This window comes from Moritella dasanensis ArB 0140 (assembly GCF_000276805.1).
Classification (GTDB): Bacteria; Pseudomonadota; Gammaproteobacteria; order Enterobacterales; family Moritellaceae; genus Moritella; species Moritella dasanensis.
Window position 1 is genome coordinate 366741 of sequence record NZ_AKXQ01000001.1, and the last position, 20726, is coordinate 387466.

At 38.4% G+C, this 20726-nt stretch carries 24 protein-coding genes; 20 read left to right on the plus strand and 4 right to left on the minus strand.

The window, feature by feature from the left end:
- Nucleotides 1-479 precede the first annotated feature (479 nt).
- Both A923_RS0101595 and A923_RS0101600 read left to right on the plus strand, forming a co-directional pair.
- Nucleotides 480-953 carry a cold shock domain-containing protein gene (locus A923_RS0101595; protein WP_026006012.1) on the plus strand — a complete coding sequence of 158 codons (474 nt, stop codon included), beginning with the start codon at nt 480-482 and terminating at the stop codon, nt 951-953.
- A gap of 94 nt (nt 954-1047) precedes the next feature.
- The gene (locus tag A923_RS0101600) at nt 1048-1458 is read left to right on the plus strand and encodes a hypothetical protein (protein ID WP_017219889.1); all 411 of its coding nucleotides are present in this window, start codon (nt 1048-1050) and stop codon (nt 1456-1458) included.
- A 272-nt stretch (nt 1459-1730) separates the two neighbouring features.
- Here the strand turns inward: A923_RS0101600 and A923_RS22900 are convergent, their stop codons facing one another.
- Nucleotides 1731-1937: a hypothetical protein gene (locus tag A923_RS22900; RefSeq protein WP_017219890.1), complete on the minus strand. Its 207-nt coding sequence runs from the start codon at nt 1935-1937 to the stop codon at nt 1731-1733.
- An 86-nt stretch (nt 1938-2023) separates the two neighbouring features.
- Here A923_RS22900 and A923_RS0101610 point away from each other — a divergent pair, with 86 nt between their 5' ends.
- The 3 genes from A923_RS0101610 (at nt 2024) to A923_RS0101620 (ending at nt 7227) form a co-directional block, all read left to right on the plus strand.
- Nucleotides 2024-2548 (plus strand): hypothetical protein, encoded by a 525-nt coding sequence (locus A923_RS0101610; RefSeq protein WP_017219891.1) that lies wholly within the window; start codon nt 2024-2026, stop codon nt 2546-2548.
- Between the two features lie 556 nt (nt 2549-3104).
- A complete protein-coding gene (locus A923_RS0101615; RefSeq protein ID WP_017219892.1) occupies nt 3105-6941 on the plus strand; it encodes an amino acid adenylation domain-containing protein in 3837 nt (1278 codons plus the stop codon).
- 64 nt (nt 6942-7005) lie between these two features.
- A complete protein-coding gene (locus A923_RS0101620; RefSeq protein WP_017219893.1) occupies nt 7006-7227 on the plus strand; it encodes a tautomerase family protein in 222 nt (73 codons plus the stop codon).
- A gap of 64 nt (nt 7228-7291) precedes the next feature.
- Here A923_RS0101620 and A923_RS0101625 read toward each other — a convergent pair whose 3' ends face one another.
- Nucleotides 7292-7702, minus strand: coding sequence for a GNAT family N-acetyltransferase (locus A923_RS0101625; RefSeq protein ID WP_017219894.1), 411 nt, complete (start codon nt 7700-7702; stop codon nt 7292-7294).
- A gap of 121 nt (nt 7703-7823) precedes the next feature.
- On the opposite strand from A923_RS0101625, the gene cysK reads away from it, so the two are divergent.
- From cysK to A923_RS0101640, 3 genes are all read left to right on the plus strand, one after another.
- Nucleotides 7824-8762: a cysteine synthase A gene (cysK, locus tag A923_RS0101630; protein ID WP_017219895.1), complete on the plus strand. Its 939-nt coding sequence runs from the start codon at nt 7824-7826 to the stop codon at nt 8760-8762.
- A 129-nt stretch (nt 8763-8891) separates the two neighbouring features.
- Nucleotides 8892-9296 carry a VOC family protein gene (locus A923_RS0101635; RefSeq protein WP_017219896.1) on the plus strand — a complete coding sequence of 135 codons (405 nt, stop codon included), beginning with the start codon at nt 8892-8894 and terminating at the stop codon, nt 9294-9296.
- A gap of 194 nt (nt 9297-9490) precedes the next feature.
- Nucleotides 9491-10543, plus strand: a complete 1053-nt coding sequence (locus A923_RS0101640; protein WP_017219897.1) for a CNNM domain-containing protein — start codon at nt 9491-9493, stop codon at nt 10541-10543.
- Nucleotides 10544-10660: 117 nt separating this feature from the next.
- Here the strand turns inward: A923_RS0101640 and A923_RS0101645 are convergent, their stop codons facing one another.
- Nucleotides 10661-11854 (minus strand): DEAD/DEAH box helicase, encoded by a 1194-nt coding sequence (locus A923_RS0101645; protein ID WP_017219898.1) that lies wholly within the window; start codon nt 11852-11854, stop codon nt 10661-10663.
- A gap of 373 nt (nt 11855-12227) precedes the next feature.
- Between A923_RS0101645 and A923_RS0101650 the strand changes: the two genes are divergently transcribed.
- Entirely contained in the window at nt 12228-12644 is a 417-nt protein-coding gene (locus A923_RS0101650; protein WP_017219899.1) for a hypothetical protein, read from the plus strand.
- On the opposite strand, the gene A923_RS23300 is transcribed toward A923_RS0101650, so the two are convergent.
- The gene (locus A923_RS23300; RefSeq protein WP_017219900.1) at nt 12631-12975 is read right to left on the minus strand and encodes a DEAD/DEAH box helicase; all 345 of its coding nucleotides are present in this window, start codon (nt 12973-12975) and stop codon (nt 12631-12633) included. The two genes, A923_RS0101650 and A923_RS23300, sit on opposite strands and share 14 nt — an antisense overlap.
- A 265-nt stretch (nt 12976-13240) precedes the next feature.
- On the opposite strand from A923_RS23300, the gene A923_RS0101660 reads away from it, so the two are divergent.
- The 11 genes from A923_RS0101660 to A923_RS21905 all read left to right on the plus strand — a co-directional run.
- The gene (locus tag A923_RS0101660) at nt 13241-13804 is read left to right on the plus strand and encodes a GNAT family N-acetyltransferase (RefSeq protein ID WP_017219901.1); all 564 of its coding nucleotides are present in this window, start codon (nt 13241-13243) and stop codon (nt 13802-13804) included.
- A gap of 291 nt (nt 13805-14095) precedes the next feature.
- On the plus strand, nt 14096-14731 hold the full coding sequence (locus tag A923_RS0101665; RefSeq protein WP_420192175.1) for a Vat family streptogramin A O-acetyltransferase: 636 nt from the start codon (nt 14096-14098) through the stop codon (nt 14729-14731).
- Nucleotides 14732-14761: 30 nt separating this feature from the next.
- The gene (locus A923_RS0101670; RefSeq protein ID WP_017219903.1) at nt 14762-15157 is read left to right on the plus strand and encodes a VOC family protein; all 396 of its coding nucleotides are present in this window, start codon (nt 14762-14764) and stop codon (nt 15155-15157) included.
- Between the two features lie 97 nt (nt 15158-15254).
- Entirely contained in the window at nt 15255-15662 is a 408-nt protein-coding gene (locus A923_RS0101675; RefSeq protein ID WP_017219904.1) for a bleomycin resistance protein, read from the plus strand.
- Between the two features lie 100 nt (nt 15663-15762).
- On the plus strand, nt 15763-16761 hold the full coding sequence (locus tag A923_RS0101680) for an alpha/beta hydrolase (RefSeq protein ID WP_017219905.1): 999 nt from the start codon (nt 15763-15765) through the stop codon (nt 16759-16761).
- Nucleotides 16762-16769: 8 nt separating this feature from the next.
- Complete coding sequence (locus A923_RS0101685; RefSeq protein ID WP_017219906.1) at nt 16770-17321, plus strand: sugar O-acetyltransferase; 552 nt, start codon at nt 16770-16772, stop codon at nt 17319-17321.
- 48 nt (nt 17322-17369) lie between these two features.
- Nucleotides 17370-18161: a PhzF family phenazine biosynthesis protein gene (locus A923_RS0101690; RefSeq protein WP_017219907.1), complete on the plus strand. Its 792-nt coding sequence runs from the start codon at nt 17370-17372 to the stop codon at nt 18159-18161.
- 20 nt (nt 18162-18181) lie between these two features.
- Nucleotides 18182-18400 (plus strand): glutathione binding-like protein, encoded by a 219-nt coding sequence (locus A923_RS0101695; protein ID WP_272942713.1) that lies wholly within the window; start codon nt 18182-18184, stop codon nt 18398-18400.
- 45 nt (nt 18401-18445) lie between these two features.
- Nucleotides 18446-18853, plus strand: coding sequence for a GFA family protein (locus tag A923_RS0101700; RefSeq protein WP_017219909.1), 408 nt, complete (start codon nt 18446-18448; stop codon nt 18851-18853).
- A 142-nt stretch (nt 18854-18995) separates the two neighbouring features.
- Nucleotides 18996-19628 (plus strand): type B chloramphenicol O-acetyltransferase, encoded by a 633-nt coding sequence (catB, locus tag A923_RS0101705; RefSeq protein ID WP_017219910.1) that lies wholly within the window; start codon nt 18996-18998, stop codon nt 19626-19628.
- A gap of 292 nt (nt 19629-19920) precedes the next feature.
- A partial coding sequence (locus A923_RS21905) for a PhzF family phenazine biosynthesis protein (protein WP_017219911.1) occupies nt 19921-20726 on the plus strand: 806 nt, incomplete at its 3' end.

Consider the following 20726-nt stretch of genomic DNA (forward strand, 5'->3'; position numbering starts at 1 on the left):
TTCCTTTTATCGTTATGAAGATTTCAGTTAAGTAAACCTGAGTTACTTAGGTTATAGGGAGTTGGGGTGGATGTAAATGACCTTGGGTTATTTAAGTTGCGTGGAGCATGTGAATGAGTAGACACTCACATTTTCACTATCAAAAAATATTTACTGCATCAATGGTGCTGGGCGTTCCTGCACGGCGGCTACCGATAACATGTGTATATAATTCAGTTGTTTTTATATCACCATCAATATTCAACAACTTGTTTTTAAAGGTTAAAAATTAATTTTATTGTGATTATATAGGTCTCTATAAATGCAATTCTGGATTTTATCCATATTAAAATTGCCTTAGTGCCATTATTTACCATTATCTATTTGTAATTTATGATAAATTTGTTAATGTTGATTGATATTAAATTTAAATGGAATTCATGTTATACAGAATTCCGTATAGTTAACTGTTAAGTTGATAATCGAATATAGGAAGCATGATGCAAGGAAGTATAGTTCGTTGGAATGATGATCGAGGATTTGGATTCATCTCATCGAAAGAAATAAAAGGTGATGTGTTTGCCCATATCTCTCAGTTTAATAAAGGGTATCGAAGACCAAAAGTCGGTGATGCTGTATTATTTCAAGTTGTGAATGAAGGCGGGAAGCAAAATGCTAAATTAATATCTTTAATTGGTGTTAATCCTAAAGATAAAACATCATTAACTTCAAATATAATTAGTATTCTTTTTATAATGCTAATCGCCTTTATCGTTTATTCATTTGTAATTAAGCCCAAGCTTTATCCTGCATATGAAAAAATGGGATTTAGTTGTGAGGGTAAAACTCACTGTAGTCATATGATATCTTGCGATGAAGCTAAATATTATCTAGCTCATTGCCCAAATGTAAAAATAGATGGCAATAATGATGGAGAGCCTTGTGAAAGACAGCTCTGCAATAGTAGTTGGTAAATCAACTTAACAAGGGTTTTCAAGGCGGAGTCGTGACAGTTTATTCGTTTAACATTTTAGCAAACTGTTTCTAGCCGCTTAAAAAGGGTACCGAATGGAACTTCAACAAAATAAATCAGCAATCAATATTCTCAAGTTCATTGTGGTATTTGCTTTCATGCTAATAGCTAAATATTTTTTGTTTCCAAACCCTCAGTCTGACGAATGGAGAATACTCTCTCCAGCGCGATTTATGGCTTCAAGTCAGACTGAAGTGGTAGACTTTATCGATGAATATAAAATAGATAGATCTGGGCTATCAAATATTTTGAAGCCCTTGAAGCTGACCGTTGATAATTTTAAGAAATCTGTGGAGGTGAGTTTTATGTTGGATCATCAATCAAAAGGTAAATATGGTGTTGTTATCGTATTTCATACAGAAATAGAACATGAGCTTTTGTCATCTGCATATAATTTTATAGAAAATGATGTACAGAGTCAGTTTAGAAACAAAGCTAACAAATAAGAATAGGTGTCGCGCAGCCGACACCTTATTCGGGTGTTGAACAAGTCCGAAGCCCTTCTTTATATAGCAAATAACGTGTTTGATCTTGATGGGCACTTCGTCTTGGGGCTAAATCCAAGACGAGCGAAGTTGAGATAAATAACAGACCTGTTATTTATCAATTAACTCGCTAGTTGTACCATAAATTTAATATCTCCAACCTGTCATGTTAATGCCATTATTCCTATTATGTTCGCCTTTTGGCTAGGTCGTTCGCGTAATGCCTACACACCTCATTTCATGCTGGCAGCGAGGACAAATACGGATTGCTTTTGCTGTGCTCGTTGCAACGAGAACAGCCATAATCCCGGACTCTCTGTAATGCGTTGAATAGAACAAGTATCGCCATCAACAGTCGCTTCCCGTTTACCTTGTAGTCTTAAATTGATAAAGTGTTGTTCATAAAGACAATTAAATCGTTGCTGTTGTGAATGATTCATACTGAATGCTCCAATAAGGCACTACTTCATGTTTACATCTTGATGTGTCATTAAATCCAAGTGTAGATATCTTAAAAGGAACAAGAGTGAACCACATTTCCCCAAAACTACTTCTATTATCAACATTACTACTTAGTGGCTGCTCTGTAATTACTTACGAATTACGTGATGAGTTGCCTGAATCTAAGCAAATAGCGACGTGTGATATCGCATTTACTTTATCACTGCAAAGCGAAGCGAACACTAATACGTTTGGTGATGTCGAGCATGCAGATGAAGAACGTAACAGCTTAAAGCAGGACTATATCGCTTCAACGCTAAACACCTTAGATGAACTTGGCTGTGCAGCTACACTTGCGCCCAATACAGCAGAGAGTAACTTCTCAATTGTGGTATCACGCGACCTACAACTAAGCGCGCTGCCGCAAGAGTTTTTAACGGGACTGTCGCTGGGTATTATCCCAAGTTGGGGCACTAAGCATGGCCAGTACAAATATACATTTACTCGCAATAGCGGTGAGTCTTATAGCTACAACATTGACCAAGACAACTATAACCACCTTGTATTGTTTCCGGTGTTTTGGGTGTCGTACTTCACTGCTAACGAATAAGATATTTATAACGATGCGTTAATCAATTTCATTCGTAGCGCTCCGTAGATAGCTAGATTTCGACTTTCCATATTCAAACGCTTCGATATCTGAATCAGTAATCGTTACCTTGCACTTTTAAATTTATAAGGTGTTGTTAATAAATAAATTAAATCATTTTTTTTGTAAGTTATTCATACTGAATATTCCATTAAGGCACACTCGGTCTATTCAAGTTAGTGATTTAGGTTGTAATTGGATTATTTAACCTCACATTTCTCCTACAGCCTATTGTCTGCCAACAAAACCATCAAACTCCCCCCAAAGACTCAACCGCTCTAGTCTAGATTAAGTCATATGACAAAATATGTGACCTTATCCAATAAAAATTAAATTTTTTATTTATACCATCATTTGTGATCTATTCTTTTAAAAGTAACGTACTGTATTTTATTGCATTGTGTTGTCTTCATATTAATGACGAGACTCAATATTGGGGCAATTCCAAAACGAATACTCTCTGTTATTACGAAGGGGAGTCGTAGGCTTATAAAGATAAACTTGGGATATAATATACATGACGCAGTTAAAACTGGATTGCCACAATGGCGATAATATTGTTGACTTATTTCGCAGCCAAATAGATCAACACGGATCAAATACAGCCGTTTCTTTCCAAGATAGAAACATAACCTATCAGCAACTTGGTGAAAAAAGTGTAGCGCTAGCATTATATTTACAACAGCAGGGCGTCTGTGTAGACGGATGCGTTGGCTTATTTGTAGATCCGTCAATTGAACTCATGGTCGGTGTATGGGGGATCTTACAGTCTGGCTCTGCTTACTTACCGCTAGCCCCCGAATATCCTGATGACCGTCTAAAATACATGCTTGAAAACAGCCAGTGTAAAATTATTGTAGTGCAAGATGATTTAGTGGCGCGACTGGCTACCCTCGTTTTAGATGATGTCGTATTAATCACATTTTCACAGGTCACTCACTTTTTCATCACCAAACAAACACCTCAATATTATATGCTCACAGAGCATGCCGCATCGCATAACTTAGCGTATGTCATTTACACATCGGGCAGTACAGGTAAACCAAAAGGTGTGATGATAGAACACAAAAGCATTGTTAACCAAATGGATTGGTTATCGACTCACTTTTCATTAGGTTCTAACAGTGTTGTTTTACAGAAAACACCGATGAGCTTTGATGCTGCGCAGTGGGAAATTCTGGCCCCATGTTGCGGAGCACGGGTTGTCATGAGTGAGCCTGGCATATACAAAAATCCAGAGAAACTGGTAGATACCATGATGCATCATGACGTCTCAATGTTACAAGGCGTGCCTACTTTACTGCTCGCGTTACTCAATGTTGAAAAGTTCACTCAATGTACTTCGCTAAAGCAAATATTTAGTGGCGGTGAAGCGCTGTCAAAACACCTTGCTAATGAACTTTCAGCGCAATTACCTCATAGTCGTATTATTAATTTATATGGCCCAACTGAGTGTACGATCAACAGTTCGGCTCATATTGTTGATATTAAAGCAATTCAAGATAGTACTGATACTATTTCTATTGGTAAACCCATACAAAATACACAATATTATATTCTCGATAACGATAAGCAATCTGTCGCGGTAGGCGATATCGGTGAACTTTATATTGCTGGTGTCGGCTTAGCGAGAGGTTATTTACATCGTGAAGATTTAACTGCAGAGCGTTTCATTAGCCATGTTTTTGATGATCAAGAAATAAGTCAAACACTCTACAAAACCGGTGATTTAGCTTATTGGAATGAAAATGGTTCGGTGCAATATTCAGGTCGAGTTGACAATCAAGTTAAGCTTCGAGGCTATCGCGTTGAACTAGACGAAATCAAATCTATAATCGAATCTCACGACTGGGTGAATAACGCCGCGGTATTCTTGAAGAAAGATCAGTATACCGGTTATCAAAACCTTGTTTCGATGATTGAATTAAACCCCAGAGAAGCGGCGTTGATGGATCAAGGCAACCATGATCCCCATCATCAATCTAAGCAAAGTCGTAGCCAAGTTAAAATGCAGTTAACGAATACTGGTTGCCGCCAAGATGCTGAAATAGTGAATAAATCGATAATTGATTTACCGGGTAAAACAGCCACCGAAAAACAACGGAAGCTTGTTTTTTCCCGTAAAAGTTATCGTTTTTTTGAAGGTGGAAAGATCACTAAAGCAGATATCCTTAACGTACTCAGCAGTAAAGTAAATTACGATCATTATGCTCAGTTATCCGATCTTAACTATGCAGATTTTGGTAGCATTTTAAGGTATTTTGGCCAGTTCCATTCTGAGAATAGATTGTTGCCTAAATATGGTTATGCGTCACCGGGTGCCTTGTATGCAACTCAAATGTATCTTGAATTAAGTGGTATTGGAAACCTGACCCCAGGTTATTACTATTACCATCCAGTGCATCATCAACTAGTATTGCTTGCTGAAAAAGAGGTTGCTGAAAAAGAAACCGCTCACAATGAAAATAGTAGTTCGGTACAATTTAAAGTGCATTTTGTGGGGAAAAAGTCGGCCATTGAACCCATATATAAAAATAATATTTTAGAAGTATTAGAAATGGAAGTTGGTCACATGGTTGGCTTTTTCGAAAATATCTTACCAAATTATGGTTTAAGTATTAAATCCAGTGATTACGTGCCCAGCACAATGGCGCTATTCGAGGTCGAGGAAAACGATTATTATCTTGGTAGCTTTAATATCGTGTCTGGTACAAAAGACGTAATGAATGATGATGTCAGCTTGTATTTACAATCTCATCCAGGGCAAGTATCAGGACTTAAAGCCGGTAAATATTTGTATGAAAATGGTGAACTAGAATACGTCTCTAGTGAGATGATTTTAAAGAAGCATGTTATTGCCATTAATCAATCTGTTTATGAAAGAGCTTCATTTGGGATCTCCGTTTTAAGTACAACTGATGAGCATTGGTTGGGGTATATAAACTTAGGACGCAAGTTACAATCATTACAGATGAACGATTTCAATATTGGTTTCATGTCTTCAGGCTACAGCTCAAAAACGGGCAATAACCTACCATCAGCTAAGCAGATACAGCATATTCTCAATAAAGATGTAGGGCCGTCATACTTCTTTATCGGCGGTCTTATCAGCGATGAGCAAATACGCAGTGATGGTATGAATGAAGATGTAGTTCACATGAAAGGACCATCAGAAATTATTCAAGATGATCTGGTCAAGTTTCTGCCAACTTATATGATGCCAAATACAATTAAAGTCATAGATAAAATGCCATTAACTGTCAATGGCAAAATAGATATTAAGGCGTTGCTTACGGTAGAGACTGATTGTATCCGCGAGGAACATATCGAACCTGCTAATGACGTTGAGCGAGTGGTATTGGATATTTGGAAGAAAGGCTTAAACAGAGATTCAATTTCAGTTAATACAGACTTTTTTGAACTCGGTGGTAATTCACTTATCGCTGTGAGTGTGATCAATAAAATAAATACAACCTTGTCTTGCGACTTACCCCTACAAATAATTTTTTCCTCTCCAACAATTCAAAAGTTAGCACAAGCTGTTAATCAAAAAGAGGATGATTCAGCGTCGCGGTTAGTTCCTTTTCAAGTAAAAGGCAAGGGGAGTCCCATTTACTGTTGGCCAGGATTGGGCGGATATTGCATGAATTTGCGATTACTGTCTGAAAAACTGGGTACAGACCGCGCTTTTTTTGGTGTGCAAGCATATGGTATTAATGTCGGAGAAACCCCTTACCAAACGATAAGTGAAATGGCTGCCAAAGATGTTGCGATGATAAAGCAAAATCAGAGCGAAGGTCCTTATACGTTATGGGGCTATTCATTTGGTGCACGCGTTGCTTTTGAGGCTTGTTATCAATTAGAGCAAGCTGGCGATGTCGTGGAAAACTTATACTTAATTGCACCTGGCTCACCGAAAGTAGCGGTGGGAGATAACCGAACAGAAGATAGCGAAGCAACATTCACTAACAAAAAGTTTTTAACCATATTGTATTCGGTATTTATGGGGACAATAAAGAGTAATTCATTGATAGAGTGTTTGTCTGTTGTGGATACCAAAGACAAATTTATTCACTTTATCTGTGGGTTGAATAACCAATTAGAAACCGGTTTAGTAATGCGGATCATCGATATAGTCACGATGACATTTGAATTTACCTACTCGTTTCATGAGCTCAAACAGCGTCAATTAAAAGCGCCTATTAAAATCATTAAAGCGACCGGAGACGACTACTCATTTATTGAAAATAATAACGTTTTCTCTATCACAGAACCTGTTATAGAAAAAATTGCAGCAAACCATTACACCATGCTTAAAACAACACATATTGACCAACTTGTTGCTGTTTTATAGTTAATTATTAGTTTACTTTTTATTAGTATACTTTTTATTTTCATTTGTTATTTAAGGAAGAATAATGCCACATATAAATATTAAACATTTCCCTTCACTCAGTGAAGAACAACATATAGCGTTAGCTAAAAGTATCACTGAAGCCATAACTAAAGTTGTTGGTTGTGATGCCGGCGTTGTCTCTATTGCTGTAGAGCCCGTAGATCCCGAAGTGTGGAATGAACAAGTATATATTCCAGAAATTGTCGGACGAAAAGAGACATTAATTAAGATACCTGAATATTAATCCAGTAAATAAGCGGTAGCATTCTATTAATCATTATCGATTGCTACCCATATAAATAAATAGATTAAGTAATGGGCATGACCATGCCAGGCATATTGCTAGGGCGTTCAACAAAACCATACTTTTGATAAACACCCGCCACATTTGCAGCCGCCATTAAGCCAAAAAAGGCGCCTGGTTCGGCAATACTTTTTACCTGGCTGACCAAATGTTCAGTGATACGTTGACACAGTCCTAACTTTTGATAGGCAGGGTCAACAATCATGTCTTGGAGATAAAAATATTGATGGCCATCACCAACAATACGGCCCATAGCAACAGCTTGGCCTTGATGCCAGATGCTGGCAAAGAAAATAGAATTAGACAGTGCTTTGGTTAACGTTGGTTCGCTTAAGCTATCCCAACCCACCGAAGCCCGTAACCTAATGACTGTTTGGCTATCTAATATATGTTCTTTTAGTAGGTAATCATTCATTGAGGTTTGCCTTTGGCTAAAATTAAATAATACCTTAGTTAGATCCAACTTAGAAGCGTCTAGTTCGCGCGTATGAAATCAAATATTAGTCAATCAACTATGGCAGAATTAAGAGATAAATATGACAAAATTTTATAATAATATCATCGAATTAATTGGTAATACCCCAATAGTTAAATTGAATAAAATTTCTAATGATTTACCTGGAAATATTTACGCAAAATTAGAAATGTTTAACCCTATGTCTAGTGTTAAAGACCGTATTGCATTATCAATGATAAATACTGCTGAAAGAGATGGTCTAATTGAAGCGGGGAAATCGGTAATTATAGAAGCTACTTCTGGTAATACGGGGATTGGCTTAGGTCTCGTTGCTAAGCAGATGGGATACCGCACCATGGTAGTGCTCGCTGATACGATGAGTATTGAACGCGTTAAAGTACTTAAAGCTCAGGGCGTTGAAGTAGTAAGAACGCCGGGGGCAGAAGGCTTTGCTGCCGTTATAGCAAAAGTAAAAGAGTTGTTAGAAACAATACCGAATGCTTGGTCTCCAATGCAATTTGATAATATGGCTAATCCTCAAGCTCATTATGAAACAACCGGTATGGAAATTTGGCGCGACATGGAAGGTGATATAGATATGTTTGTTACCGGGCTTGGAACTGGTGGTACCATTTCTGGCGTAGGGCGATATCTAAAAGAGCAAAACCCGCTGATAAAAATTGTCGCAGTAGAGCCTGAAAATTGTGCTTTATTATCAGGTGGTGATCCTGGTCTTCATAAAATCCAAGGGTTAAATGCAGGCTTTATTGCCAAAACGACAGACGTCCCCTTAATTGATGAAGCCATTATTATTCAAGATCAGGATGCGTTTACAATGTCGCGTTTTTTACTCCGTGAAGAAGGGGTTTTTGGTGGTATTTCAACAGGAGCATCACTTTACGGTGCTATTGAGTTAGCTAAACGACCTGAAAATGAAGGGCAAAATATTGTTACCTTGTTTCCATCTGGCGGAGAGCGTTATTTAAGTACGCCGTTGTGGGATGTTGAGGAACTTTAACTATTAACTAATTAATTAATAGTTATTAACAACAGAAAATTAAACCTAATTATGTTTAAACCCTTTCAGATTTATCCGAAAGGTTTGCCATATTATCACTGGTTATTTAGTTTTTAGAAGGGGATATAAATGTTGGAAGTGCTAGCAATAGATCACATCGTATTAAGAACCACAAAACTGAAGGAGATGCTTGATTTTTATACCAATATATTAAGCTGCACCATTGAACGAGAGACAGCGCTAGAAACTGGCCTCACTCAGCTTCGAGCGGGTAGTGCACTTATCGATTTAGTAGTCGTTAATAGCAGGCTTGGCGCTGTTGGCGGCGGTCCGCCAAGCAAAACAGAAAGAAATGTCGATCATTTTTGCTTACAAATCAAGACAGTTCCAGAGCAAGAGATTATTAGTTTTCTTAAAAATAATGGCATAGAAGTTGGTGAGTTTGCCAGTCGATACGGGGCTCAAGGTGAAGGGAATTCGATTTATATACAAGATCCTGAAGGGAATGGTGTGGAGCTGAGATGCCGAATTTAGTATTTTTAACGCCATAAAGTGATCATTGCTACTATGTTGACATTGGTGATTCAAGTGGCGAGTAACATAGCTAGACTTGTATATAACTTATAAAGCTAAACAATTTCCTTCAATAGCGTATTTATCTAATTATGGTATTAAACAATAGGTAAATATTTAATCGTTAGCGTGCCATTAAAATAGATTGATAAAAAATGATACTACTTTTTACTTTCGTCTTTATCGCTGTTGGGGTCTCTTTCTTATGTTCTATCGCAGAAGCGGTATTACTGAGCGTTCCAACGTCTTTTATTGTTAATGCAGAGCAGGAGGGGGAGCTCTATGGTTCTGTACTACGGGAGTTAAAAAATGATATTAATAACCCACTTGCAGTTATTCTTACGTTAAATACTGTTGCTCATACCATGGGGGCTGCGGGGGCTGGTGCTCAGATTGTAGCGGTATTCGGTAATATGTCTCTTGGTATTTTCTCTGCAGTGCTGACCTTCATTATTTTGGTTTTTTCTGAAATCCTTCCTAAGGCGTTAGGAGCACACTATTGGCGAAGATTAGCGCCAGTGACTGCTTATACACTACGTTTTTTAATTCGGGTTCTATACCCTTTTGTTTTGTTATCTAATAGACTCACACGAGGATTAACTAATGGATCTTCCCTGCAGGGGTTTAGTCGTCAGGAGTTTAAGGCTATGGTCGAGTTAGGTGAGCAGGAGGGCGAGTTGGATAAGCTAGAGTCGATGGTGTTAAAAAACCTGTTTTGTTTACGTGAAACACTGGTCCAAAATGTAATGACGCCTCGAACGGTTGTGTTTGCCATACAGGAAGATAAGCCTATTCTGGATGTTATTGGCAAGCATAACCGTAAAGTATTTTCTCGTATTCCCTTGTTTTCAGATCCTGAAACAATCACCGGCTTTGTGTTGCGCAATGATTTATTTGTGGCGCAAAATGAAGGTTATAGTGATGCACCTATTAAAAACTATCGACGCGAGCTTAGCGCTGTTTTGGATGTCGCTTCACTGTTCCAAGTTTTTGAAACGTTTATCAGTGAAGGCGCACACATCATGTTAGTCGTGAATGAGTACGGTGACATGCAAGGCATCGTGACTCTCGAAGATATACTCGAAAGTCTACTTGGGGTGGAAATTGTGGATGAATTAGATACAGTGGAAAATATGAAAGTGTTAGCACGCCGCTTGGGGACTTTGCGGCGAAAAAAGATGGGGTTGGATCAGGACTCTAAGCTCTAAAATAGTTGTCATTTTTTTCTTGGTCTGCTCAATTGTCGTTAGAAACTCGCCTATAACTTGACGTTCAATTATACACGAGCTCAACAGCATGAGATAAGTATGGTCTACCACCTCATCTCATCTTCTATTTCTTTTTTTAACCTTTTTCTTGGCTTTTTTAGGCGCTTCAGCAAACTCTTTATGGAAAGGCTGTTCTGTCACAACTGAAATGACTTGCCCAATGCTTTTTTCAATACTCTTTAATAGCGTTACATCATTTTCGACAGCAAATGAAATCGCCATGCCACTTTTCCCTGCACGCGCCGTTCGCCCTATACGGTGTATGTAGTTTCTTGGATCTTCAGGCAGGTTATAGTTTATGACTAACGTAATATTATCAACATCAATACCACGAGCCGCAACATCAGTTGCCACTAAGACGCTTAGATTTGTCTCTTTAAACTGTTGTAATGCGCTTTCCCTCGCTGCTTGTGTTTTACCACTGTGAAGGCTAGCGGCTGTGATGGATGCTTCTTCTAGTGCTTGAACTATGATGTCAGCGCCAGGCTTTGTTTTACAAAAGATGAGTACTTTTTCATAATCAGATTCTTTCAAGAGATTAAGTAGCAAGGGTACTTTATTCGATTTTTCAAGATGGTATACACTTTGATTAATCAAGTCGACAGTCACCGTTTCTGCCGTAATTTGAACTTTTATTGGGTCCGTTAATATTGCTTGTGCAAGTATTTCTATTTCTGCAGGCATAGTCGCTGAAAACAACAGTGTTTGTCGGTGCTTTGGTAGTTTAGATATGATGCGTTGAACATCCTTAAAGAACCCCATATCCAGCATTGTATCAGCTTCATCTAACACGAATACTTCTAACGCATTAAAATCTATATCGCCCGTTTTAATTAAATCCAATAACCTGCCAGGGGTGGCGACTAAAATATCAAGTCCAAGTGCGATAGAGTCAACTTGATCTTGTCTGCCGACACCACCATAAACAACCTTAGTTTTAAGCCCTAAACCATCAGCGTAGTCATCAATGTTTTGCATTATTTGCGAGGCAAGCTCTCGCGTGGGCGTGAGTATGAGCGAACGTGTGCTCTTGGTTTTTATCTCTATTTTATTGCGCCCAAAATTATTGATAATAGGTAATAAAAAGGCCGCGGTTTTTCCTGTACCTGTTTGCGCTATACCAAGAAGGTCATGGCCATTAATAAGCGCTGGGATACATTCTTTTTGAATTGGAGTGGGCTGTTTATAGCCTTTAAGACTAACGCGGTCAATAATTGACGCTAAAAGTGAAAATGTTTTAAATTCTGACATGCTGGCTCGGGATGCTTTAATCAATAACCTACTATTCTAACAGAATGCTTTAATATATTTAAGACGTATTCAAGCTGACTATTTCTGACTAATCCCCACAAAATTTCTCAAAAAAAAGTGTGCAAAAAAAATTCGTAAAAACGTTAGTAAATAAGAGTTCAGTAATCAATTGTTCTGAGCGTTTACCTTCTAGTATTTAATTGGTAAGGTATCGTCCATAAAGATAATTAAATCCTGCTGTTGTGAATCATTGATATCAATAAATCCAATAAGGCACCACCATAATGGTGATGCTTATGGTTAGGGGTCACTACACATTTTAGCCAACAATTTTAGTCTGCTTAACGCGGCGTTATATTTTTAGAGAGGATTTATGAGTTCTTATATCGTAGGGCATCTTCCAGAAGATCAGGGGCCTGTAACAAGTATCTATAAAGAAGTTCGAAAAGTGCCATTTTCGTACACCAGCAAAAAGAATGAAGCTGAATTGGCGGCAGAAGGTTCGACTGTTTACGTCATTGAAAAAGGCAAGGAGGGTAGAAAAAATGTTTATAAACTCGCCTATAGCTACAAATGTACAGAATGCTACCGAAAAGCTGGTGGTAAATGGCTAGGTAAATATGATTATAAAAATACAGTGGAATATGAAAAAGATGGCGAACTAAAATTATTAGATCCGCCATTAATAATAACGGATCCTGATTTTCTTAGCTGGTATAAAACGAAAGCTTTAGGGATGCGTGCAATTCCTACTGAATATGAAGCTGTGTTAAAAGCTATGCTAGTGTAGCTATTGCTTCAAATATAATAACAATAGGTGTCACGCAACTGACACCTTTTTTATATGGTAAATTACGTGTTTTATCTTGGTGGGCCTTCACCTTGGGATAAAATCCAAGCGTAGATTCGATATCAATGTTATTGCGGCCAAAATGATTGATAATCGGCAATGAAAAGGCCGCTGTTTTTCCTGTGCCTGTTTGCGCTATACCAAGAAGGTCATGGCCATTAATAAGCGCTGGGATACATTCTTTTTGGATCGGAGTAGGCTGTTTATAGCCTTTAAGATTAACGCGGTCAATAATTGACTCTAAAAGTGAAAATCCTTTAAATTCTGACATGCTGGCTCGGTATTCTTTAATCAATAACCGATTATTCTAACAGAATGCTTTAACATATTTAAGGCGTATTCAAGTACTAAACCAATCGCAATCCCTCTCGGAAATACCACCGTCTAATAATCTTGAAGTATCTGTGTTAGTCGAACCGAACAAGTATCGCCACCAATGGTCACTGACCGTTTACCTTGCCGTGTTAAATTGGCAAGGTGTTGTTCATAAAGATAATTAAATTTATGCTGGCAAGGCGTTCTAAGGAAGGATTAATATGTTCGTCAAAGAAATAGAAGACAATTTAAAACTTGTTCTCTTAACCCAAAACCATGCTAAAGAGTTATTTGAATTAATTGATAACAATAGACAATATCTAGAAAAATGGATGACTTGGCCACCCAAAACAAAAAGTCCTGAAGATACAGAAAGCTTTATTAAACTTTGTCTTACCGGTCTTTCTGAAAACAAAGAGCTTGCTTGCGGTATTCAATATAACGGTAGGCTTGTTGGCGTAATAACATTAAACGAAATAAACCAAGACCTGAAGAAAGTCATCATCGGTTATTGGGTTTCAGCAGAGTTTCAGGGACAAGGCTTTATAACAAAATCATGTAAAGCCCTTATAGAATATGCTTTTGACCAATTGAGTATGGCTAAAATTCAGATTCATGTTGCGACGGAAAACATTCCGAGTCAAAAAGTCTGTGAACGACTTGGCTTTCACCTTGAAGGAACAATAAAGAATTCTGAAAACCTCAATGGAAAAATAGTAGATCACAATATCTACGGCCTTATGAAAGTCGACTCTAGCAAATCAAGCAGTCCTGTATCTTCTTGATGCCTTTAATTATAAATTCATTTCTAGTCTCCCTCGAAAGAACTAGCCTCTAGCAAGTTGGAGTCGTTGTATTAGCGAGTTTAATCAAGATCACAAGAATAGCGCTCAATACTATCGGTCGTTTACCTTGCTGTATTAAGTTGATAAAGTGTTGTTCATAAAGATAAATAAAATAAGATATTATCCAATGATAATGCTGTTGGATAATATAACTGGTAGGGGAAAGACTCTGCCACATAGCGTCGTTCAAAAAATTGTTTAAATGGCGTTGCTAATAAATATAGGGGATCGATTTTGTTTGGACCAAATCCTAATAATAAAGAACCAATGGCGGGTTTCCCTCAAGTTGGTTATTTGAAAAACTTCATCACAAATGAAAATATTATCGTGGGTGATTACACTTACTACGATGATCCTGATGGACCTGAAAACTTCGAAAAAAATGTGCTTTATCATTTTCCTTTCATCGGAGATAAACTCATTATTGGTAAGTTTTGTGCGATTGCAAAAGATGTGAAATTCATCATGAATGGCGCAAACCATAAAGCATCTGGTTTTTCTTCTTACCCGTTTTATATTTTTGGCAATGGATGGGAAAAAGCAATGCCGAAAGAAGGTGATCTACCATTCAAAGGTGATACTGAAATAGGTAATGACGTTTGGATCGGTTATGACGCAACAATAATGCCTGGTGTTAAAATTGGTCATGGTGCAATAGTAGCGTCTAAATCTGTGGTCACAAAAAATATCGCTCCTTATAGTGTTTGTGGCGGTAACCCAGCAGTTCATATTAAACAACGTTTTGAACAAACTGTTATCGATGAGTTGTTGCGATTGGAATGGTGGAATTGGTCACCTGAAAAAATCACCGCAAATGTTGATGCAATTATGGGCTGTGATTTATCAGCACTTCAACGCGCGGTATAACGTTTTACAAAGTAGTCAAAAAGGAAGTGTATGTTTAGCCATATAATGATCGGTTCGAATGATGTAGCTCGCTCAAAAGCATTTTATGATGCAATAATGAAAGTGCTTAATTACAACGCTGGTGTAATCGATGAAAAAGGCCGTTGTATGTATTTTACCCCAACAGGAGTGCTGGGATTAACGAAGCCAATCGATGATGAAGAGGCTAGTCATGGCAATGGGATGACCATTGGTTTCTTAGCCGAGAGCCCTGAAATCGTCAATGAATGGCATCGAGTTGGCTTAGCAAATGGTGGTGTCGCGATAGAACAACCACCAGGCGTTCGAGGTACTGGAGATCGTCAATTGTATCTCGCTTATTTACGTGATCCTGATGGAAATAAAATATGTACGACACACTTCCTGCCAAGTGACTTCGTGCTTTAAAGTGCCTCCGATAGATTAGAAAGCAGTGCCACCATTCGTTTAATTTAGGTGTGGCACATACTTACCTAGTAATAATGTAGTCTGAATAGGTGGCATGATGACATTACGAGTAGTACCTGAGCTTTACTGTTCCGATATAAATGTGAGTAAAGCCTTCTTCATTACTGTGTTGGGATTCGCTGTAAAATACGAACGTCCAGAAGAAGAGTTTGACTATCTCACGCTTGATGGTGTTGATTTGATGCTTGAAGGTATCAAGAGTGATAGCCGTAAGTGGATCACCGATAAGCTTGAAGTTCCATTAGGGCGTGGTATTAATTTTCAGTGGGACGTTAAAAATATCGAGGCTTTATATCGCAGTGTTAAATCACTCGCTGCAGATGCGATATATTTACACTTAGAATCTAAGTCGTATGAGTGTGGTAATAAGATAACGGTTCAACAGCAATTTATTGTTCAAACTCCTGATGGTTATCTATTTAGATTTTGTCAGGACATACTTTGAAGCCGTTTACATACCCCAAGTGTTCGGAACTGTATCGGTAGATAGTATAAGTAGACAGTATAGGTAGACGGTATAGCTAGAACGTATAGGGAAATAGTATATGCAGACAGTGTTTTTAACGGTTATTTACTTTGTTATCATTCCGGTGGCTATTCAATTGGGTGTTGCCGCCTTATTGATTGTTTTTGGTAAGCTAAAACCACGTAACTCGGATAATAACAGTCTTAATTTTGATGAACTTTATACCGTTGATTACACATGCTTGCCACCACGACAAAGCTGTAAAGCAAGGGATGGTAAAGAGATAACCTATCGACATTATCCTGCGAGCGCTGATACGATGCTTATTTTACTGCATGGATCTGGTTGGCATAGTCAGTATTTTCTGCCTTTAGCTAAATCCATCAGTGAAGACGGACTAGCTGCAGTCTATACACCTGATTTACGCGGGCATGGCATGACACCAGAACGACGAGGCGATGTCGACTATATCGATCAATTAGAAGATGATTTAGCTGATTTCATTACTCAGATCCAAGCTCGCCATCCCAATGCCAAACTGATCCTTGGTGGCCATTCATCTGGCGGTGGACTCGCAATACGTTTTGCTGGCAGTCACTACGCCGATCAAGTTGATGCATATCTATTGTTATCACCCTTCCTAAAATATAATGCCCCAACGATGGGTAGTAATTCGGGTGGTTGGGCTAATGCGCATACTGCTCGTATCATCGGGTTAAGCATGCTTAATATGCTGGGGATCCACCGGTTTGATCATCTGACCGCTATCGAATTCAATATGCCTGCATCAGCACGAGATGGTACTGAAACCTTGTCGTATTCTCATCGACTGAATACGGCCTATGCACCGCGTCATTATAAAAAAGACCTTGCTGCGATCAAACAACCTGTTCTTGTAGCCGTCGGTGAATGTGATGACGCGTTTATTGCGGAGCAGTTTGAGTCTGTCATGTCACCATACACATCCGTTAAAGTTGAATTGTTACCTGAGGTTTCACATATGGGCATTGTAGTAGGTTCTGAAATTCGGTTAGTAGTGAAAGCGTGGTTGCAGAAATTGAATTCGAATACTTTTTAAAGAGGAAAATGACGGTGACAGAAAAAGAGAAAATGCTTGCAGGCCTGCCATATGATGCATGGGAAGAGACGCTGTTAAAAGATAGGATGAGGGCTAAATCTATTTGTCATCAATTTAACATGCATGATCCGGTTGAATTAGACGAAAGAATGGCTATTCTGAAAGGGCTCTTATCCATAAAAGGTGCCGCTCATATGGAACCTAATTTCTTTTGTGATTATGGTTATAACATTGAAATTGGCAGTGACTTTTATGCTAATCACAATTTAACCATTATTGATGTATGCAAAGTGACGATAGGGAATAATGTCTTGTTTGGTCCTCATGTCATGATTTCGACTGGTACACACCCACTGGATCCGATTGAACGTCAAAAAACGGAATACGGTTCTGCTATAACCATCGGCAATGATGTTTGGGTTGGTGGTAATGTGTCTATTTTACCAGGAGTCACAATCGGTGATAACTGCGTGATTGGTGCTGGCAGTGTTGTTACACGAGACATACCAAATAACAGCGTTGCAGTCGGTAACCCTTGTCGAGTGATGAAATCTGTTTAAGCTGTTAACAAGTAGATCGCGTATAAAAAAGCAAAAGGAGTTCATACAATGAAAATGGATATATTCGTCGTTGATGCGTTTACAGATCAACAGTTCAAAGGTAATTCCGCCGCCGTTATTCCAGTAGATGATTGGCTAACAGCGGAGTTGATGCAAAGTATCGCGATAGAGAACAACCTATCAGAAACCGCGTTTATAAAGCAGGTTGAGGGAAATCAGTACGAGATCCGTTGGTTCTCACCGCTGACAGAAATTGATTTTTGTGGTCATGCGACATTGGCGTCTGCTTTTGTGCTATTTCATGAATTTGGTGTTGAAAACGAAATAGAGTTTATTACCGCTGAAGTTGGTACGTTAAAAGTAGTACTGAATCAGCATAATGAAATAGAAATGACTTTCCCTATTCAAATGCCAGAGCCTATTGCTGATATACCAGCACAACTGCTTTTAGGGCTTTCGAAAACACCAACGCAAGTGCTAAGAAATAGACAGGCTTACTTTGCCATTCTAAGCAGTGAGCAAGACGTATTGGATGTCATTTATGATTCAGCACAACTGAAACAACTCGCCCCTTATGACGTTGTCGTTACATCTGCGTCAACTCAATACGATTTCATTTCGCGTTATTTCTGGCCTGCAAGCGGTGGTGATGAAGACCCTGTTACAGGTTCTATTCATGCGGGATTAGCGCCTTATTGGGCGGATAAATTAGACAAGACTAACTTGCTGGCATACCAAACCTCTAGTCGAGGTGGTATTTTAAAGTGTCAGGTGTCCAATCAGCATGTCATCGTATCTGGTCAAGGGGTGCTATACCTGAAAGGTACGATTAATGTGTAGTATTTGTAATCGTAAGTCGAATCGTCAAAGAGGGCGGTAACAAAGCGCTGCAATTAATGGAAAACCAATTATCTGAAACTCAGTATCTAGTGGGTGATGCAATGACGATTGCTGATATTTCCCTTTACGCTTATACCCATGTCGCTGATGAAGGTGGCTTTGATTTAAACCGTTACCCTGAAATTCAAAGTTGGTGCCGCCGCATTCAATCAACAGATGGTTACGTGGGTATGGCGTAACTAATTAGATTTTCACTCTAATATTTTTAATATTAAGGACTTGAGATGTATACTGGAAGTTGTTTGTGCGGATCTATTCAGTTTGAATTGAATGGTGCAATTTTAGATCCGATTTATTGTCATTGTTCACGTTGTCGTAAATCAAGTGGGAGTGCTTACGCTACAAATGGATTTGTGAATGCATCTGAACTTGAAATTACCGATATTAAGAATGCACTTAAATACTATGAGAGCAGTGAAGGAAAGCGAAAGTACTTCTGTGCTACGTGCGGCTCTCCAATCTATAGCTCAAATGCCGCTAAGCCAGACAAACTAAGAATACGTTTAGGTGTGATTGATAGCGATATCGTAGAGCGACCAATTTCCCATAATTTCATTACATCGAAAGGAAACTGGGAGGAACTCGATGCGACATTACCAATGTATGAAAAGTATGAGCCTTCAAGAAAGTAGTGCTTAGTCATAAATCATAGAACACCGAGAGGTTCTATAAGAAAAGAGATTTTGTGGTGACAAAGTCTATTCCAAACTGTTTTGCTGACGCTATCGACTGTGTGTCGGTGGCGTTAGTCATAAACTTAAAAGAGAGTTTAAGTTGAATAATTATTTTGAAAGCCCTTTTGTGGGTAAATCATTGAAAGAACAAGTAACAAATCCGAATATTATTGTGGGAGAGCACAGCTACTATTCTGGCTATTACCATAATCATAGTTTTGATGATTGCGCTCGTTATTTACTGCCTGATAGAACTGATATTGATAAGTTAATTATCGGGAGTTATTGCTCAATTGGTTCGGGCGCTGTATTTATGATGGCAGGTAATCAAGGGCATCAAAATAATTGGGTTAGTACCTTCCCATTTTTTTACCAAGATGATGAAAACTTCGCTGACGCTAAAGATGGTTTTGAACGTTCAGGTGATACAGTCATTGGTAATGATGTTTGGATAGGTACTGAAGCGATGATTATGAGTGGTGTCACAATAGGTGACGGTGCTATTATCGCAAGTCGTGCTGTTGTAACCAAAGATGTAGCACCTTATTCCATTGTTGGTTCAAACCCAGCAAAACACATTCGTTATCGTTTTACTGAAAGTGAAATTGTCCAGTTATTAGAAATGAAATGGTGGCAATGGAGTGATGAGCAAATTAAAGGGGCTATGAGCTTCATGTGTTCACCTGATATTAGTGGCCTGTATGATTATTGGCAAAATCAGAATCGTTTATAATAAATGTATTACTTTATTTAAGCTTAACCAATTTATTACAGTTAGTGCATTTATAAACGCTGCTGTAAAACATTTTTTCAAGCCAGGTTCTATTTACTTTTTTCATTATCGAATCTTTACAACACTTCATTATTGACCTATATATCATATCGTTAAGCAATTGGTTGCTAATGATAACTATTCGCAACTGTATTTACAATGATTAAACTAAATAATCAGAATGTTGATTTTGTTAAATAGTGGCAGCAATACTAATCCTCATACATCAGCGTTAACCCTTTAAGGATGGACTGTGAATAAAGCATATATATTAAATGTATTTACAGGTGAGCACGCGCAGGGAAATCCCGCAGCAGTCGTTAAGTTAACAGTTTGGTTGGCAGATACAGAATTGCAAGCATTATCTAAAAACTTAGGCCAACCGGTGGCATCATTTATTGTTGCTACCGAGCAGGGCTATGCTATTCGTTGGTTTGCTGGTGATGTCGAAATCGACTTATGCGGCCATGGCAGTTTAGCGGCTGCGGCGGCTATTTTTGAAATAACACCAGAGCATGCATTAGACGTCAAACTGCATAGTCTACATGGCATCATTACCATCAAAAAATTAGCTGGTGGTTATTCAATGGTAATGCCGAGTTGGACTGCTAAACCAAGTTTAGACTTACATGACAATGATTATGGCAAGCTATTTGGCCTAGACCCTATTGATGTGTTTGCAACCAGAGATTTGATTTTAGTACTTGAGGATGAGGACCAAGTTCGTAACTTCAAGCCTGACTTTACCGTCATTAAAGGTATTGATTATTACCATGCTTTGATAGTGACAGCACAGAAAGGCGAGGTTGGTTATGTACTCAGATTCTTCGCTCCTAAAATTGGTATTGATGAAGATATTGCGACAGGATCTGCGCAATGTTCACTGGTACCATATTGGTCAAACAAGTTATCAGTAGATCCGTTAGAAGCTCGTCAATTAGAAGTGCAGCAGTTATCTTCCCAAGGCGGGTACTTTCAAGTTGCTCAGAAGCAGAATTATACTATTGAATTAAAGGTAAATGTTGTGCTTAAGAGCATTGTTGAACGAAGCCGCTACGC